The sequence below is a fragment of the Chromobacterium haemolyticum genome, from assembly GCF_002081825.1.
Taxonomy (GTDB): domain Bacteria; phylum Pseudomonadota; class Gammaproteobacteria; order Burkholderiales; family Chromobacteriaceae; genus Chromobacterium; species Chromobacterium fluminis.
This window is the reverse complement of record NZ_MUKU01000006.1, coordinates 18,266-35,799: the sequence shown is the minus strand read 5'-3', so window position 1 is coordinate 35,799 and position 17,534 is coordinate 18,266. Positions and strand designations below refer to the sequence as shown.

General features: G+C 46.0%; 21 protein-coding genes. All 21 read right to left on the bottom strand.

The window, feature by feature from the left end:
- Nucleotides 1–67: 67 nt before the first annotated feature.
- The 21 genes from B0T39_RS24835 to B0T39_RS05555 all read right to left on the bottom strand — a co-directional run bounded on the left by B0T39_RS24835 (nt 68) and on the right by B0T39_RS05555 (nt 17,462).
- On the bottom strand, nt 68–358 hold the full coding sequence (locus tag B0T39_RS24835; RefSeq protein ID WP_141111096.1) for a hypothetical protein: 291 nt from the start codon (nt 356–358) through the stop codon (nt 68–70).
- Nucleotides 359–366: 8 nt separating this feature from the next.
- The gene (locus B0T39_RS05645) at nt 367–1,104 is read right to left on the bottom strand and encodes an IS5 family transposase (RefSeq protein WP_081545203.1); all 738 of its coding nucleotides are present in this window, start codon (nt 1,102–1,104) and stop codon (nt 367–369) included.
- Nucleotides 1,095–1,322, bottom strand: coding sequence for a hypothetical protein (locus B0T39_RS05640; RefSeq protein WP_081545202.1), 228 nt, complete (start codon nt 1,320–1,322; stop codon nt 1,095–1,097). Before B0T39_RS05640 ends, B0T39_RS05645 begins: the two co-directional genes overlap by 10 nt.
- Nucleotides 1,323–1,390: 68 nt before the next feature.
- Nucleotides 1,391–2,359 (bottom strand): IS481 family transposase, encoded by a 969-nt coding sequence (locus B0T39_RS05635; RefSeq protein ID WP_081545201.1) that lies wholly within the window; start codon nt 2,357–2,359, stop codon nt 1,391–1,393.
- Nucleotides 2,356–2,628 (bottom strand): hypothetical protein, encoded by a 273-nt coding sequence (locus tag B0T39_RS05630; RefSeq protein WP_141111095.1) that lies wholly within the window; start codon nt 2,626–2,628, stop codon nt 2,356–2,358. The genes B0T39_RS05635 and B0T39_RS05630 overlap by 4 nt, the downstream gene beginning before the upstream one ends.
- A 162-nt stretch (nt 2,629–2,790) precedes the next feature.
- Entirely contained in the window at nt 2,791–3,477 is a 687-nt protein-coding gene (locus B0T39_RS24830; protein WP_141111094.1) for an SGNH/GDSL hydrolase family protein, read from the bottom strand.
- Complete coding sequence (locus B0T39_RS05625; protein ID WP_081545199.1) at nt 3,477–4,436, bottom strand: Gfo/Idh/MocA family protein; 960 nt, start codon at nt 4,434–4,436, stop codon at nt 3,477–3,479. The genes B0T39_RS24830 and B0T39_RS05625 overlap by 1 nt, the downstream gene beginning before the upstream one ends.
- Before the next feature lie 15 nt (nt 4,437–4,451).
- Nucleotides 4,452–5,426, bottom strand: a complete 975-nt coding sequence (locus tag B0T39_RS24825) for a Gfo/Idh/MocA family oxidoreductase (protein ID WP_141111093.1) — start codon at nt 5,424–5,426, stop codon at nt 4,452–4,454.
- Between the two features lie 23 nt (nt 5,427–5,449).
- Nucleotides 5,450–6,241 (bottom strand): oxidoreductase, encoded by a 792-nt coding sequence (locus B0T39_RS05615; protein ID WP_081545197.1) that lies wholly within the window; start codon nt 6,239–6,241, stop codon nt 5,450–5,452.
- The gene (locus B0T39_RS05610) at nt 6,234–6,956 is read right to left on the bottom strand and encodes an acylneuraminate cytidylyltransferase family protein (protein WP_081545196.1); all 723 of its coding nucleotides are present in this window, start codon (nt 6,954–6,956) and stop codon (nt 6,234–6,236) included. Before B0T39_RS05610 ends, B0T39_RS05615 begins: the two co-directional genes overlap by 8 nt.
- The gene (locus B0T39_RS05605) at nt 6,953–7,876 is read right to left on the bottom strand and encodes a Gfo/Idh/MocA family protein (protein WP_081545195.1); all 924 of its coding nucleotides are present in this window, start codon (nt 7,874–7,876) and stop codon (nt 6,953–6,955) included. Before B0T39_RS05605 ends, B0T39_RS05610 begins: the two co-directional genes overlap by 4 nt.
- Before the next feature lie 2 nt (nt 7,877–7,878).
- Nucleotides 7,879–8,928 carry a nucleotidyltransferase family protein gene (locus tag B0T39_RS05600; RefSeq protein ID WP_081545194.1) on the bottom strand — a complete coding sequence of 350 codons (1,050 nt, stop codon included), beginning with the start codon at nt 8,926–8,928 and terminating at the stop codon, nt 7,879–7,881.
- The gene (locus B0T39_RS05595; RefSeq protein WP_081545193.1) at nt 8,929–9,570 is read right to left on the bottom strand and encodes a NeuD/PglB/VioB family sugar acetyltransferase; all 642 of its coding nucleotides are present in this window, start codon (nt 9,568–9,570) and stop codon (nt 8,929–8,931) included.
- Nucleotides 9,570–10,643 carry an N-acetylneuraminate synthase gene (neuB, locus tag B0T39_RS05590; RefSeq protein ID WP_081545192.1) on the bottom strand — a complete coding sequence of 358 codons (1,074 nt, stop codon included), beginning with the start codon at nt 10,641–10,643 and terminating at the stop codon, nt 9,570–9,572. The genes B0T39_RS05595 and neuB overlap by 1 nt, the downstream gene beginning before the upstream one ends.
- On the bottom strand, nt 10,640–11,323 hold the full coding sequence (locus tag B0T39_RS05585; RefSeq protein ID WP_081545191.1) for a PIG-L deacetylase family protein: 684 nt from the start codon (nt 11,321–11,323) through the stop codon (nt 10,640–10,642). The genes neuB and B0T39_RS05585 overlap by 4 nt, the downstream gene beginning before the upstream one ends.
- A complete protein-coding gene (neuC, locus tag B0T39_RS05580) occupies nt 11,310–12,482 on the bottom strand; it encodes a UDP-N-acetylglucosamine 2-epimerase (protein ID WP_081545190.1) in 1,173 nt (390 codons plus the stop codon). The genes B0T39_RS05585 and neuC overlap by 14 nt, the downstream gene beginning before the upstream one ends.
- An 8-nt stretch (nt 12,483–12,490) precedes the next feature.
- Entirely contained in the window at nt 12,491–13,288 is a 798-nt protein-coding gene (locus B0T39_RS05575; protein WP_081545189.1) for a GNAT family N-acetyltransferase, read from the bottom strand.
- Between the two features lie 7 nt (nt 13,289–13,295).
- The gene (locus tag B0T39_RS05570) at nt 13,296–13,718 is read right to left on the bottom strand and encodes a MaoC family dehydratase (RefSeq protein ID WP_254894497.1); all 423 of its coding nucleotides are present in this window, start codon (nt 13,716–13,718) and stop codon (nt 13,296–13,298) included.
- Nucleotides 13,719–13,729: 11 nt separating this feature from the next.
- Complete coding sequence (locus B0T39_RS05565) at nt 13,730–14,872, bottom strand: LegC family aminotransferase (RefSeq protein WP_081545188.1); 1,143 nt, start codon at nt 14,870–14,872, stop codon at nt 13,730–13,732.
- 7 nt (nt 14,873–14,879) lie between these two features.
- Nucleotides 14,880–15,860 (bottom strand): NAD-dependent 4,6-dehydratase LegB, encoded by a 981-nt coding sequence (locus B0T39_RS05560; RefSeq protein ID WP_081545187.1) that lies wholly within the window; start codon nt 15,858–15,860, stop codon nt 14,880–14,882.
- Nucleotides 15,861–16,049: 189 nt separating this feature from the next.
- Entirely contained in the window at nt 16,050–17,462 is a 1,413-nt protein-coding gene (locus B0T39_RS05555; RefSeq protein WP_081545186.1) for an FAD-dependent oxidoreductase, read from the bottom strand.
- Nucleotides 17,463–17,534: the final 72 nt, after the last annotated feature.

The window sequence follows — 17,534 nt, the reverse complement described above, 5'->3', positions numbered from 1 at the left end:
TATGGCTTTATATTTTTAGTTTATACAGCATATAGGCCAAACAGTAAATGCACTAAAATCCCTCGAATTAAATGAGAAAATCTGGTGATTTTACTATCAAGAACTGCTTCAGTTTCAATAAAAAAACATCAAAAACAAATTTTTTTGTTCTCAAACTTGAGACATACTTTTGATCAGACCAGATTTGACAAAATTTTATTCCGAAAAGTCGATGCAGCATGAATAAATCACCACTAAGGAAAGTTTGAATAATCACACCCGGCTGACAGAAATGCAATTTCCTTGTAGGAACTTTGGTGGCAATTGACTCCTCAATTTCAGGTATTTCGCCAGCGGGAAGGCCAGATTCTCCAGTCATCTGCCCTTTCAACCGCCCATCAATAAAGTCCCTCTCGTTAGCCAGATATTAGCCAGCCCGAACAGCGTCATCAGTTGCGCAGCGCTCCTCTTCAAACCCTGGTAGTGCGTTTTCATATAGTCAGACTGTTGTTTGTTGACCCGGAAGGGATACTCGGCTTTGACTCGGATCTTGGCGTTGACCGTGTCGACCAAGCAGGTACGCTGTTCATCTGCGAAATCGGTCAACGCTTTGCACTGGCCTGACTTCAAGGCGAGACATCTGCGCACCTTCCACGAGCGCTGTTCGACTCGCTGGCACACACCGGTAAAACCAGCATCGCCAAATGCATCGATTTCCTTGCTATGCTGCAACTGATCGACCATCGTGACATCCGCCACGTTGGGGACGGGAACGATCACATGATGCACCAGGCCGGAATCAGCATCCACCCCGATATGGACCTTCTTGCTGTAACACCACTGCTTCCCCTTCTTGGTTTGATGTATATCCAGATCGCTCTCGTCCTGGGGGTTCTTAGTAGAGCCGGTCGAGTGAATCAAGGTTGCATCAACAATAGTACCTTGCATCAACATCAGCTCCATATTGGAGAGATGCTCGTTGATAGCGGTAAACAGCGCATGGGTCAGGAGGTGCTTCTCCAATAGATGGCGGAAGTAGGGCAAGGTAGTTTCATTCGGGATGGCATCCTGAGTGAAGCCAGCAAACTGGCGCCTGGAGGCGATCTTGTACAGGCTTACTTCCATCGGATAAGCAGCCCCACTGCTGCAGGCCGTAGATGCATAACAAGCGGACAGTGGATAGGGACAGCGACGTTGCCAGGCTTGGGATTGACCGGGCCGATGACGGCTTTGAGCTGCTCCCAAGGTATGGTCTGCTCAATCTCGGCTAGGAAGACTTCGCAGCAGGTCCCTTTCTTCTTAACGGCGAGTTCGAGATTGGTGGAGGTCACCTGTTGTCGCATTGCTGCATCCTGGGTCAGTCTGAGATGGGGTTATTTTACAGGAAGGCCAGGGCTTGTTCAGACAATCCCTAAGTGTCCAGTCCCGGACGATTGCTGACCGGCTTTTTGAATAATTCCGGCCGCTGTTTCTGCCAACTCTTCATCGCCTGAATGAGGGTTTGGTGCTGCAAAGCCAGCTGCGGGAGATGTTGGTTGTAGAGCAGAACATAGCGCCCCAGCTTCTGGGCCAAGTCCTCCCCCGACTCGAAACGGTGTGTCGCCAGCACATCGCTGATGCGACCGTTGAAGCGCTCGACCATCCCATTCGTTTGCGGGCCGCTCGGCTTGGTTAAGCGATGCTCGATACTCAAAGCAACGCACAGTTGGTCAAATTCGTGTTCGCCGCTGGCCTGCTTTTGTTTGTTGAACAGCCGATCCGTGAACTCGCTGCCGTTGTCGGTGAGAATAGCTCGGATGTGGCATGGGGTCGCCTTCTGCAGGGCATTCAGGAAAGCCTTGGCGGCAGCCGCCGTTTTGTTGGGTTTGATTTGTACGAATACCCAGCGGGTGGCTCGGTCGGTGGCCACAAACAGGTAACGTCGAGCCGTTTCGTCCGGCATTTGTGGCAAATATTTGACGTCGATGTGGAAATAGCCCGGATCGTAAGCCTTGAATGGCTTGCTGCTTTTTGTCGCCGTGACAGGCTCCAGGTCACGCAGGCTAGCCACGCCATGGCGACGCAAACAACGATCCAACCCAGATCGGGACACGGCTGGATTCAGGAATTCCCGAATCACCACCAACAGATCATCCAGACCCAACTTGAGGGTCTTGCGTAGCTCAACCGCGACGCGTTCCTGAGCCGGTGTCAGCGTGCTTTGTAGCCTGTGCGCCGTATGCGAACGATCTTCGACGCTATCCCGGCTTTTCCATTTGCGGATCGTATCGATGGTGACGTTGTAGCGGGCAGCCAGCTCCGCCTGAGTGCCGGTGGCTTGCTGGATTTCCATGCGAGTAGCTGGCGTGGTGCAAGCCCGTTTGTGCAGTTTGACGATCATTTTGCTTGAGCCTTGAGCGACTCCAGAAGCTTACCCAAACCTTTACGGGCCAGGGTAAGCTTCCAGATACGTTTACTCAGATGATCGTCCGGGATACGACACCTAAGTTTCGTAATGACCATGTATTGCGAATTAGCCACACTCAATTTTAGATCCGATGTTGCCAACGGCATCTTCGACATTGCTCCTGCAATGAATAAGTCACCCGCCGTTGGCTTTGGAATATTGATGATTAGCTTCACAAGAAAGGGCATTACTATTTCAATCATCTTCGTCAGCTTACAAGTACTGATAAAAGCCTGTAACTAGTCTCTAAATAGACATTTCATTTCACTAAATTGTAACCAAATTATTTATAATCCCAAGCAAAAGCAACGTCTAATTTCAATAGAAAACTCCCACCCAATAAATAATTCCAATATCTTTTGACGCTATCGCGAAATCTGGCTATAAATTAAGCAAGATATTTTTTCAAACATTTTCCTATGTCCGTCAGTATTCAAGTGATGGTAATCTGACATAATCTGTTCGCCTGAAAAGTCGTTAGTACAAATAGAGTTTCCACGAGCAAGAACTTCATTGTATTGGCGAATATTTTTTGATATCCCATCAATCGAAGTTTCATACTCATCAACCGCAGGTAAAATTTCTATCCAATAAATATTGGGAAAAATTAATTCAAAACGGTTCTTATATTCAACAAAGATGGAGAGGGGGGTATAGCTTATCTTTCTCCACCGTCGAATAGATTTCGCATAACGCTTCACAATACGACCAATCAATGAACCGAACACCGGCACTCTTGAAATGATTTGCTGCTCAACCAGCTTAAGTGCTCGTGGTGCACAATCCACAATACCGCACTGGATCAACACCAGTGCGGGCTTAATCGTGCCATGAAAGTAGTTCGTATGCTTATAGAGATCAACTATCGTAGCGCCCCCCCTGCCAACATGAATAAAATCATAGTCAGGAAAATTAACTTTCAACAACGCTACATATGTTTCTTCATAGCGAACCATCTCAGGCTCAGACCGAGGAAACCCTAGTGAATCAGTAAATATAAGAATATAAGGCTGCTCTGCATTTTCATGAGCGGACAGAGATGATAGTGACATCACCCTCTCACATAACCGGCAATTTTTTCATAGATGGGCCACATCTCTAATTGCTCTTTAAGCGAGCAAAGACCAATACTACCTTCAACCGAAAGGAATTCCTGTACTTGATTATACAAACCTGGTTTAAAATTTATATCTTCTACACTATCAATCTCAACCGGGACTATCTCGATTGAGCCACGTTTCATAATTTGTAACGACTCCATTGGGCGGAAAATATATCTTCTTTGTGAAGTAAGAATTTCAAGTCCCCAACGACCCGGCGCATCCCAATTTGCATTATACGAAAATAAAACTCCTCGATCAGTTTTCCCCGCGCCAGCGAAAACAGAAGAGCTTGGATGCCAAGACAGACTGCCATTATTCAAATTGTACAACTCAATTGGTACCCCCCCCAGATAGAATGCCAAATCAATTACATGAGTTGAGTTCCCTAGCAACCACGCTTCCTTAACACCAGGAGCTTTAGTCAATGCTTCTATAACATGCCCCCATTCAGTAAATTCAAAATGCATCGATTGGGCACCACCATCCTCTTCGATCATTTTCCGAGCAGTTAATACCGAAGAATACATTCTTCGATTGTAAGCAATTTTTACTTCCGCATTAAATTTTTCCGCTCGTTGATGCAGTGCTTGTAATTCAGAGTAATATAATGCACCAGGCTTCTCTAAGAGAACACGCTTAACGCCAGCCTCAATCAATTGCATCGCAGTACAAGCAAGTCCTTCTACACCTACCGCGACAATAGCAGCATCAGGGATAGTAGTGGTATTTTTCAAAAATGCTTCAAGCCCACCACGCACGACAGGTATGCCGCATTTCTCCTCCATACGCCGAGCCGACTCCTCACCTCGACCAATAATTGTAACAGTGGCCTCTAAGTCGTTCAGGACTTTAACATAATCGACAGCCATTCCACCTGCACCAACAAGCCAAATATTCAATGTATTCATAGTTAAGCAGTAAAATTATGTTATTGGACAAAAATCTTCAGATGTGCGCAGTATTTCTGCAGCGTGAGCTCCCAACGCACTGATGAGTGGCAAGTGAATTTGAACAGACTTATCAAAATCAGTCAGTGATGTACATGTATTGACTAAGGTTTCTCTAGCAATACTTGTAATCTGCTCACTCAATAGCGGGCTCTTGAACTCCTTTTGAAGCCAAGATTGGGGTGATCTGATATCATAGAAAAAAGCTTGACCAGCTGCTTCATCAATTAGACAGGTTCGTTCTTCTGAACGCAATAAAACCATCAACCGTGCTTTTGATGATGCTAATGATGTAATCTCAAAAGATGCTGCACCACTAAATCCCCTCAGCGACCCTGTAAATTCATAAAAATTTTCCCTCTTACTTGCAATCAAAGAGCGATCTAATCCAGAGGTTGATAGCTTGCTCGGAGCTTCATCAGTTAGGTATTCAAGCAAGTCCAAAAAATGAATACTATTACATCCGAGTCCCCAATCTCCTCCATGCACATGGAAATGCAGTAAATTTTGATTTGCAAAAAAATTGCGCACATCCTGGTATATCTGGAATGCACGCCGAGGACAATTTACCCAAGCCTTGGTGCCTGATTTATGAATTAACTCTGCGGCAACCTCGTAGTCATCTGTATACTGAAAGAGAACTTTTTCAAGAAGCAAATTGCCAACTGAATGCTTGCCAAGCAAATTCTTCAACACCTCAAGACGAACATCCGCGGTAGTAGCAACTACCACATAGTCGAGATGCTCTGGCAACTCACTTTGTGTGGTTGTGTAAGTAATTTTAAAAGAATTTTCAGGCATTCCCAGTTCAGCAACCCTGCTCTGGGTAACCTTCAAAGAATTCTCGGAAGGATCCGTGACAAAATATTGACACCTCAAATCCAACTTCAGCAAACCTTGGAGATGTCGGCTGCCCAGCTGTCCAGCACCAACAACGGCAATATTATACATATTTATTACTTTAATAATTTATTTTAAAGTGAAAAACCATCATCCACAATGATGTTTTGCCCTGTCAAATAATGAGAAGAATCCGACAATAAAAATAGCAGAACACCTGCTATATCGCTGGGCTCTAGCATCCCCTTGCTACTACAATACATTTTATACTTATTTAGAAAAACTTCAGGTTGCTGATTTAGAACACCACCAGGACTAATAGCATTCACGCGCACATTCTTACCTTTCAGGTATTGTGCAAAGTACTTTGTTAAGTGAATCACACCTGCCTTTATGGCCGCATATTCAACCGGCATTGTCATGGTCGTTCCCTCGTAAACTTCAAAACGAGGAGAAATTACCCCATAAATGGATGAAATATTTATGATATTTCCATGTCCCAGTAAACTAAAGTAGGCAGAGAACTGCTGCATTACAAGAAAATACCCACCTGCATGTAACCCTAAATTCTGACAAAAATCTTCATAAGTTACATCTTCGACTTGCCTACCATAATTTGTATTACGAGGGTAAGCATTGTTCACAACAGCATCTATCGTACCAAACTTTTCACACACTAGCGTAATTGCCTTAGCAATCGACTCTTTACTAGTAATATCCAGTTCTATGGCGAGAGCACGATCAGGGTATTCCGCACAAATTTCGTTTGCTACTAGCTGAGCATTTTCTAATTTAATGTCCGCTACCACAACTATGCCGCCAGCAGCAGCAATAGAGAAACTGAAAGTACGCCCTAGCAAACCGGCTCCGCCGCTTACGACTACGACTTTATGACTAAGAGGTCGCTCTTGCATAATATCACTCACTTTTGCCTCCTTGTGATTTCTCCCATGTATGCTTCATCAGGAACTCAACAAAAAGAAAATCATTTTCAGAGTCAATATCGATTGAACGCTCTTCTGGCATCACATACAATTTAGTCCCTTCATTAAATAGCCCCAATTCTGAAAATAGAGTTTCTCTAGTCCAAACATAAATAGACGCATTCATGTCAAAACATGCGGGAGCATCTTGTCTACGTACAATAGCTTGATCCAATACTTTACTTAGCCGCGGTGTTCCATCATTCAAAACTTCAATCAAATTAAAATATGGAGACCTCCTAGCAGGCATTGCAGTGATAACATTCAGCCCATTATGTGACTTTAGCATTTCAACTGCCCGCTTGATATCATCGATTGAGCGAAGGGGTGAAGTTGCATCCAAATCAACACAGACATCAAATACCTGGCCGGAAATTCGTTCTGCCTCTTCTACGCAATGCCTTATTACTGGTAGTTTTGCTGCCCTATCTGTAGCCAACTCATCTGGACGTTTTACTAAAATATCTGCGCCATATTCTAGCGCAACATTTAAGATATGTTCCGAGTCACTACTAACTGCAATTACATCAAACTGATCTGACGCACGAGCCTGCTCAATACTATATGCGATTAGTGGCTTTCCTAGTAGCAGCCTGAAATTCTTACCTTTTACACCTTTAGACCCTCCCCGGGCGCAAATAGTACAAATCTGCTTCATCTTGTTATCCATTCACTTTTATGGGAAGACTGCCGGGATGCATCAATAAGATGCAGGGTCGTCATTGCTTCCTCAATTGTGCAACTAAAATCCTCGCCAACCCCAAGCATAGCTAAATGCATAAGGCGGTAGGCATCATCCCTCTCAACGGAAAACAATTCTTCAGTTGCATCTATAATCAGTCTATTTCCAATCAGATCTGCTTCGTAGGTGTTTTCAGCAGTATTGACTACAATCCCTCGCCGTCCTCTACGATCCAGATAGTTGAGCTGAATCGCCGCAACGGGGCAATGCGAGAACCTTATAAGCATACTAAATAAATCATCACTTGTTATCTCAAGCGCACTCATGTGCCCACCAAGTGCGGAGACTTGCACCCAATCACCCAACATCCATATTAAATAGTCTAAATCATGGCTCAGATCGAGTAAGGCTCCGCCCCCCATATCAGACCGGGCTGAATATGACTGTTTATAATCAGTTCCAGGCCGCCAGTTTGGAAGATACTGCCCAACATAGCTATGAACTGATAAAACACTCTGCCCAGCCAACAATGACTTTAGACGTACAAGAACCGGGTGAAACCTCAGATTGTATGCAACCCTCAATTTATTGAATTTATGACTTGGAACCTTCCGCGAAGAATCAAACAAGGGTTTTTCCATTAAAACGGCCCCTTGATAATCCGCATTGATCAGTTGAATCAATGCATCATGGTGTAAAGCTGTTTCATTCGCTATCACTACATACTCTGGTTGATACCGCCTTACTGCCTCATCAATACTCGCATAGGCATTCAGACCAACTTGAACACGCCGACTGACGACCGCAACATCGCAGCCTAACTCCTGGAGAATGCGTGAATGCCGAGAGCCAATTGATCCATAACCAACCACTAAGCAATTTTTTTTTGAAAGCATGCTCAATAGAACTCCCTTTCAAAATCTAAATTAGCTTTTTCATAATCAGTTAACCGCCCGATATCTAACCAATAGCCATTAAATTTATGGACTCGGACATGCAAGCTTTGGCTCATCATCGCTTCAAATAGCGATGGCATATCAAAGAATGTGTCTTTTGGAATCAGATTCAGAACATTAGGAGACAGAATATTCACGCCCGCACTAACGTTAAAACTATGGGTTGGCTTTTCTTGTATACCCTGCATTCGACCACCAGACTCACAAATCACTCCAAATGGAACTTGTATTTCATAATCGCGCGCGCTAACTGTCGCATCAGCACGGGAGGCAATATGCAAATCCATCATTTGTCCAAAGTCTTGCTTAGTCAGTAAATCGGCATTCGTAACAATAATCGGTGCATTAGGTTTTTCAGGCAGCAATGTCAAAGCCCCTGCAGTACCCATTCTCTTGTTTTCCCTGAGATATCGAATCTCAAGACCTAATTCTGTGCCATCGCCGAAATAAGCCTCTATCTGTTCGGCCTTGTAGTTAACCGCGAAGTAAAATTTTCTAAAACCTTGATCCGCATAATTGTGAACAATAGTTTCGAGCAAAGGCCTAGAACCAACCTTAAGCATTGGCTTAGGAGTATCTCTCGTCAGATCCTCGAGGCGAGTTCCTAAACCTCCAGCCATTACAATCACCCACTCATCACGCACTCTTGGCAACAAAAAATCTTCAACCATTTCGAGATCAACGATAACATCGTTGGCATCGAGAACAGGAATGTGATGAACTCCGAGTTCATGCATTAAGGCTAAAATTGTACCGCGATCGTCTCCTACATGGACACAATGCGGACGAGTCCTCATAACACTTGAGGCCAAGTCTGTGAGAGACGTACCCTTTAACAATGCCCTACGCACATCCCCATCAGTTAACATCCCCAATAATTTACGCGAGTCGTCGACTACCAATGCCATTTGGCATCCACAAGAATCTATCCGCTCCAGCGCTTCGCGCAAAGTGCTTTCCGGACTGATTAGCGCTTTCTCCCAACGTGTCATTCAGACCTCCAACTTATGGGCCGGGACACCCACCAAAGTTCCACATCCCTCAAAAGGACGTACAACAACAGCACCTGCACCCACCACTGTCTGTGAACCAAGCCTTATTCCTTGCTTCATGATCGCGCCGGCTCCCACATGGCAACCTTCAGCCACTTGAACGCCGCCACAGATTATGGCTCCAGGAGCCACATGTGTCCAAGCACCGAGATATACATCATGCTCAATAATCGCGCCGGTATTAACAATACAACCAGTCTCAATACGTGCATTGGGTTGTACTACCGCACGGGCCAATATTTGAACATCTGAGTCGATTTTTGCAAACGGCGATATAAGCGCTGAGGGATGAATAGCTCCGTCAAACTTCCACCCCAAGTCCTGAAGGCGATTTTGCACTCGCATTCTAACTTGAGTACTCCCAACTCCACCGATTCCGTTTACCAGCATTACTTCTGAACTGTTGTACTGCTCAAGAATTTCGTCGCCACCGAGTACGGGTAACCCACAAAAAGAACGGTTTTTCATAGAAATAGCCGGGTCAATAAACCCCTTTACCGACCGTCCTTGCGCCAGGAGCGCATCAGCCACTGCAACAGCATGTCCGCCGGCGCCGACAACAATAATAGAAGGAACACTCATCACTCAATAACTTCGCCTTGTTCATATGCGCGCGGACAACGCAAGCCAACCAATTCCCAGAGAACATTTGGCATCATGCCTCTGCCGCAGCGCGAAGTCGTTAAATCATCACGTGTCAGGATACTTCCCTCTTCGATCGCCCTGGCCGCCACAACTTGCTGGCGAGCAGCCTGACGCGAACTCCATTCACTGGGCTGAGGACACTTGGCCCCATCTCCCATAGCATCTTGCAGCTGACGAATCTGGCTCACCATAAGTGCCAACTCATCAGGCTCCAGTGAAGCTCGGTGATCCGGACCTGGCAGGGAACGGTCCAACGTAAAATGCTTTTCTATCAGAACTGCTCCTCGAGCAACAGCCGCCGCAGGAATCAGGACACCTTCTGTGTGATCGGAATAACCAACTGGGAGTCCAAAAACACACAAGGAATCCATGGCTTTTAGATTGACTTCAGCCATCGGCGTAGGATACTGCGATGTACAATGCAGTAGCGTCACTCGCCCCTGTAAGGACTCACGCCAAGCCGGTTTGCTCCACCCCTCCCATACTTCCGCCTCGCTCAGCGGCTCCCGATCGACGTTAAAAGCATGCGCAATGACCGCCAACGCCTGCTCTACTTCTGAAATCGTCGCCATGCCCGTTGAAACTACCAGAGGCCGACGCTGCCGAGCGAACTGCCAAAGCAATGGCCCATTAGTTAGCTCTCCAGACGGAACCTTATAAAAGGGCATATCAAGCCCTTCTAAAAAGTGAAGGCTGCCAATGTCAAAAGCCGTAGATAAAAACTGGATACCTTTCGTATAGGCATACTCACGCAGCTCATGATGCCAATCACGTGGCAACTCGAGCTTATGTAACATCTCCAACTGGGATTTTGATGCATCTGTAGTCTTTTTTTGATAACTTGCTTTTGGAGCCGAATTAGTAGCTAATTTTTTTGCATCAAACGTTTGAAATTTAACAGCATCTGCGCCTGCCATAGCTGCACAATCTACCAGTTTGCGTGCCAGCTCAAGACTACCATTATGATTGACACCAGCCTCTGCAATTATATAGACATAGTTCGATTTCACTCAATCTCCTTCAGAAGCATGAAAGCTTCGGCTGCATTTGCTCCGCATTGACTTCCTCGTAGCTGTGACAAGGCTCGTAGTGTGACTTCGCTGCGAGGGAAGGGAAATTCAGCCATTTCGCCAGCATAAAAACTCATAATCTCGAGTTTTTTATCGATAAAGTCAGCGATATCTATAAACAAATTAGGCCGAAACCCTGGATCCTCAGGTTTCAGGCCATATTCAGTTTCTGACAGAGTTTCGTAAACTCGCACGGATGTAACAGAAGGATAACGAAATGATTTGGAACAAGAAGCGCATGCATCAAAAACAGCTGCATGATCACTATGGGCATCATTGCGGTATGGCACATATAGTGTTTGAACACCGAGCTTCTTTATTAGCCCTCCTAGAGTGCCAACAAGATCTGATTTTGGCAATTGATCCAGCTGCATACTAGCAAAAGAAAATCGATGAACATCGTGAAAACCATAGGCTTTCGAAACTCGTTCAATCTCATCTTCTCGAGATCGTACGCGCTCCTCAGTAAAGCCTTGCCCGGTCGAAATACTTGTAAAAATAATCCAGTGCACGCGATCGCCACGTGCGACGTGCTTGAGTATCGTTCCCCCACAACCAAGTGTTTCGTCATCAGGATGTGGAGCCACTACAGCAATGATTTTGGGTTCAGGAGTGAACATACAGAGGATCCTCTGTTTTTTTGAATATGGAAGCAAAATCGAGCCTCTTAAGCAGATCCACTGCGCGAGCCTCGCTGTGACCATCACCATAAGGATTTACGATCCCGTGCATTGCCGCTGTATACCCATCATCACTAATACGACTGAGAGCCTTTGTAATGGATTCAGGATCTCCATCGCAAAAAATAACATTTTGACCGCAAAGACGACCACGCTGGCGCTCACCTAAATTAATTACGGGCAAAGCAACTGAAGCCGCCTCTAGTATTCCTGCTGACGAGTTACCAACCATCAATGCTGCATGACGCATCAAATTCACAAAGTGTAACCGTGCCATATTACCGTAGAAAGTTACCTCAGGAACTCGGGCTAATTCGTGCATTGTTTTCAATAGCGGAGCATTTCCAGGGTCCGCATTTGGAGCACCAATCAAGACATGAAATCCACGCTCAATGAGTATTTCAGTCGCATCACGAACATAGCTAGGGGCCAATTGGCGTTCCTGATCAACAGGATGAAAAATTAGGATCGCGAGGGGGGGGCCCTGGAAGGCATGCGATTTAGCACCTATACCAGATAGTGTTGCGTCTCTATCGAGTCGAGGCTCCGCAACGAACTTATCCAACGCGACACTCCCAATAACGAAAACGCGACTCATATCCTCACCCAGGCACGCCAATCGATTGGCATGCTCTTGAATGCTAACAAAGTGCGCAGTCGAAAGCTTCGATGTCGCATGCCGAACTGGATTATCAACATGCCCATCAGCGGCATGATCCCCCCCAAAAAAGTGAACCGTTGGAATATCGAGAAATGCCCCCAGCATTGCTCCGATAAGAACATCCTCGCGGTCACCGGCATAAATCAACACATCAGGGTGAAAATTTTTCACCAAATCTAGCGCTCCGCTCAGCAGCCCCGAAGCTGTTTTCAATCGAGCAGCCTTGCTGTCACCATTTATTAAAGTCTCTACATCAGCAAGAATATCCAAGCCATCATTTTTAATTAGATCAATGGAATACCCATACTGAGCCGACAAATGAGCACCCGAAACCAAAACCTTAAAATCTACGTCTGGCTCTTGGCTTAATCTGCGATAAACACCGCTCATTAGATCATAATCGGACCTAATGGAAGTCATACCCAATATTCGTTTCATAATCTAGCTCAGAACAAATCAGAAATGGCCATCTCTCGATTGATCCCAGCAGCATCAAATGAAGAGCAAAGACCAATCCCTCCGAATTGATAATCAAACTCTATATTTCGCTGAAGCCCAGAATCTGCTAAAACCAAGAAATTAATCAATTTATCATCCGGCAAAGAGTACAAACACTCAGGAGATTCCCACCAAAGCAAATCTAACGAATCATTATGAACCTTAAACGCAACACCATTTTCAAATTGATAGAAGGCACCTGGCCGAGATAGTCGCCACTCTCGTATATTTTGATCCATGAGATTCAAGCCCAAAAGATCATACTTTTTACCCCCCCCCTTCTTAACAAACGCCTCCAACTCATTTTTATCGATAGTAGCGACATAGTCCGACTCTGGCAGCATCCAATTTAGTCGCTTTCTGAATCCTGGCGTCGACTGACCATTAGGAAACCCAAAAACAAAATCGACACCATTCTCAGCCGCCAGGCTATAAGAGGCTTGTGCAAGCATAGTAAATAAGCCAAACTTTCGATGAGACTCAGCGACCATAGTCGTCATTGAAATATATGAATTTTTACTTTGAAAAGCGTTACTCAGCGGCATTGGAACAATTGCATAGTGCCCAACAAGCCTTTCGTTATCATGGCAAAGTGTAACGATTGGTTCACCGTTTGGATTATCAAGGTACGCCCAGTCCCAAACAGCCCCTATAGAACGCTGCCCAAAGCAAGAATAAAACAAATCCTCAATTTCTTCCCGAAAGAACAGCAAATCGTTCTTACTCGCAATAGATGTTATCTTCATGGTTTAATCAGGGAATAAATAGTTCGGCGACCCCGTCTATAACGGTTTTCCCACGAACAGTGCATAAGGTTAAGAAAGTCACCCGCCTCCGCTCTATATCTATCCCTGAGACAGTAACAGTTGCTACCACTGTATCATTAAGATAAACTGGACGTTTAAAATTGAGTGACTGCGATACATATACACAACCAGGACCTGGTATTTTAGTTCCAAAAATTGCTGAAAAAAATGATGCAGACAAAAAACCGTGTGCTATACGGCCTTTAAAACGTGAATTAGAAGCAAAATCTTCATCAAGATGTACAGGATTTCTATCACCTGACAATCCCGCAAATGCTTTTATATCAGAATCTGTTATTGTTTGTGAATACGATTCCGACATCCCCACGGCAAGATCATCAATTGATTTGTCAGCAAAAAAAATACCCACTTAATTTTTCCTTAATATTGAGGTACACTGCTAGGTAAATTTACCACTCGCTCTGCCAACCATTCAGAATTTGGCAACGGACCCATAATTGTACTTTCAAATTGCGGAAGCCGATTCATCAGCATCCAAATTGGTCTCGTCATAACCCCAGCATCATTGGTCGCCTTGAGTAGTACATTTCTCTGTTCAATGTCTGAACAAATCACTCCATTAAGCCAGTAATTTGAACAACATCCCTCGGGCTCAACAATCGGCTGCAAACCAATCCCGCGGAAAAAATCAATATATCTCGAAGCTAATTCACGCTTTGCTTTCAGAAAAAATGGCAACTGCTCTAATTGCGCACAGCCAAGAGCAGCATTAAGGTTAGGCAGCCGATAGTTATACCCTATCTCATCATGAAAAAACTCATATGGATGTGGAATTTTCGCAGTAGTAGTTAGATGCTTGGCTTTTTTTCCAAATATATCATTCGTAAGTAACATGCCACCGCCGCCGGTAGTCATGATTTTATTTCCATTAAAACTCAACACACCAATCTGACCAAGCGTACCAGTATGCTGATTTTTGTAATAACTACCTAATGACTCTGCAGCATCTTCAATAAGAAAGAGATTCCAGCGCTTACAAACAATAATTAAAGCATCCAAATCGACAGGATGGCCAAAGGTATGCATCGGAATACACGATTTAATTCTACGATGCCCTTCGCGTGTTCTACAATTGCCCTCATCATCTATAAATGCATGTTCCGACAGCCAAGCTTCCAAGGCTGTCGGAGACATGCCTAACGTATCTTTGTCAACATCAACAAATAATGCGTCAGCTCCACAGTAAGCAATTGCATTACAGGTAGCCACGAATGTCAAAGATTGAGTTACAACTAGATCCCCCTGCGATACACCTGCCAATTTAAGCGCAGTATGCAATCCAGCAGTCCCATTTACTACTGCAACGGCTCGCGGACTCCCCGTGAAACTGGCCATATCCATCTCAAATCGATCTACATAGGCACCGACACTGGAGACAAAAGTGGATTCAATGGTATCGAGAACCATCTCGCGCTCTCTACCGCGAAAGATTGGCGCATGAAGTGGTATGAAATCCTTAGTACGATACTGATCGCGCACAAAGCAAATAAGATCATCAATCATAACTACCTCATACGTTGTAAATATCGATTTTATACTTCCGCAGATTGTCTGGATTGACAAACCAATCGATGGTAGATTTCAGTCCTGATCGAATATCATAGCTTGGCACAAATCCCGTCATGGCATGAATCTTTGCATTATCACACCACAAGCGGAAAACCTCCGACTTTTCTGGTCGAATACGTTGCTCATCAGCCAGAAATTCCACATCACTCCCCATCAGCTCGCGAATCAATTTAAGAGTATCACCTATCGATATCTCATAATTAGAACCGATATTTATCGTTTCGCCAATAGCCTTATCACAATTCGCAAGCTCTATAAATCCACGGCAAGTGTCTGCGACATAATTAAAATCACGGGTAGGAGTAACATCCCCAAGCTGGATCTGCTTTTTACCACTAGCGATCTGGCTAATGATTGTTGGTATTACCGCCCGAGCAGATTGCCGGGGGCCATAGGTGTTAAATGGACGGGCGATAGTTAGCTGCAAATCGAAAGCATTATAGAAACTCATCGCCATCGCATCTGCACCGATTTTCGAAGCGCTGTAAGGCGACTGAGGTTGTAGCGGGTGATTTTCATCAATAGGCACATAACGCGCAGTGCCGTATACCTCGCTGGTCGAGGTATGAATGACTCGGCTAACACCGTTATCCAACGCTGCTTGACAAATATTCAACGTGCCTTTGATGTTGGTATCCACATAGCTGTCAGGAGCTACATAAGAGTAAGGAATAGCAATCAGCGCAGCAAGATGGAACACCGTATCCACCTCCTTGGTAATATGCTTACAATAATGCGGATCACGAACATCGCCATTCAGCACCTCAATTTCTGAAAGGCAATCTACATCCTCCAGCCAGCCCCAGTAATTGAACGAATTGTATTGCGATAAAGCCTTAACCTTATACCCCTGCTTCACGAGCATCTCGGTCAGATGGGAACCAATAAAACCATCTGCACCGGTAACAAGAACAGTTTTCATCAAACACCACGCGAGTAGATATTTTATACAGAAAAATTAGCTGCTCGCAGTAAGCGATCCTTCTCGCGAGACAGCTTAAATAGCGTTTCCGCGGGCCGACCGGATTTCACTCAATGAATAAGCCGACCTCACTTCCTTGCGCAATGTCTTGCCGCGAGATGGCTGGTCCGGCAAAGCCGGACCTCACTCTCATTCGGCAAACAAGTACGCACACAAAGACTCCGCGGCCTGACGCCCCTCGAACACAGCCCGTACAACAAGATCAGCGCCACGCACCTGATCTCCACCAGCAAATATTCTGGGATTGCTAGTTTGGTAAGGGTATTTGCCGATCAGCGAAACCTTTGTCCTACCAAAACCATGCTCAGCTTGTACTCCGCAGCCATCAAACCATGCTGCAGCCTTGGCCTGGAAGCCGAACGCTATGATAACATGGTCGCATTCTAAGACCCCCCCCCCTCCTGGCACAAGCTCTACGGTTCCACGACTTTTGGCGCTTGCAAGATGAGTTTCAGCCAATTTCACCGCCAGCGTGCCGCCTATCATCGGCTCTATGGTCAGAGGCTGGCGATTCCATAAAAACTCAACCCCCTCTTCTTTCGCATTCGCTACTTCCCGTTTTGAGCCCGGCATATTCGCCTCATCACGCCGGTAAGCACAGACCACGCTTTTCGCGCCTTGACGTATTGCGGTGCGGTTGCAGTCCATCGCTGTATCCCCCCCGCCCAGCACCACAACACGCTTGCCCTGCATCGTGATCGGCGGTTCGCCCTCTGGCAACGTACCCAGTCCCTGACGAACGTTATTAATCAAATAAGGCAAAGCCTCCAACACTCCAGGCAAATCCTCTCCAGGAAAGCCGCCCTTCATATACTTGTACGCGCCCATGCCCATGAAGATAGCGTCGTATTGTTCCAGCAGCTCTTCTATCTGGACATCCTTGCCTATCTCGGTGTTGAGCACGAACTCCACCCCCATGCCGTCCATGATCTCGCGGCGACGCTTGATCACGGACTTTTCCAACTTGAATTCAGGGATGCCGAAGGTCAGCAAGCCGCCGATTTCCTCGTAGCGGTCAAACACCACCACCTTGACGCCATTGCGCACCAAGACGTCAGCACAAGCGAGTCCGGCCGGGCCGGCGCCGATTACCGCGACTTTCTTGTCCGTCCACACCACCTTGGACATATCAGGACGCCATCCGGCCTTGAAGGCCTCATCAGTAATGTATTTTTCGATACTGCCGATGGAGACCGCGCCGAAGCCGCCTTGGTTCAAAGTGCACGCGCCTTCGCACAGCCGGTCCTGCGGGCAGACCCGGCCGCAGATTTCCGGCAGGCTATTGGTTTTGTGCGACATTTCCGCCGCCTCGAACAGACGCCCCTCCTCCACCAACTTCAACCAGTTGGGGATGTAGTTGTGCACCGGGCACTCCCATTCGCAATACGGGTTGCCACAGGACAAGCAGCGGCCGGCCTGGTCGGCCGCGTCCACGCTGTGTAACGGCTGGTAGATTTCTTTGAATTCGATCTTGCGCACCGAGGCGTCCACCTTGTCCCCGGGGTTGCGTGAAAGCTTCATGAATTGGAAAACATCGCTCATGGTTGTTTCCTGTCTTGCTAGGCCCGTCGCCCGCAGGCGCTCGGGTTTTGAATGAGGTATTGGCGGGACGAC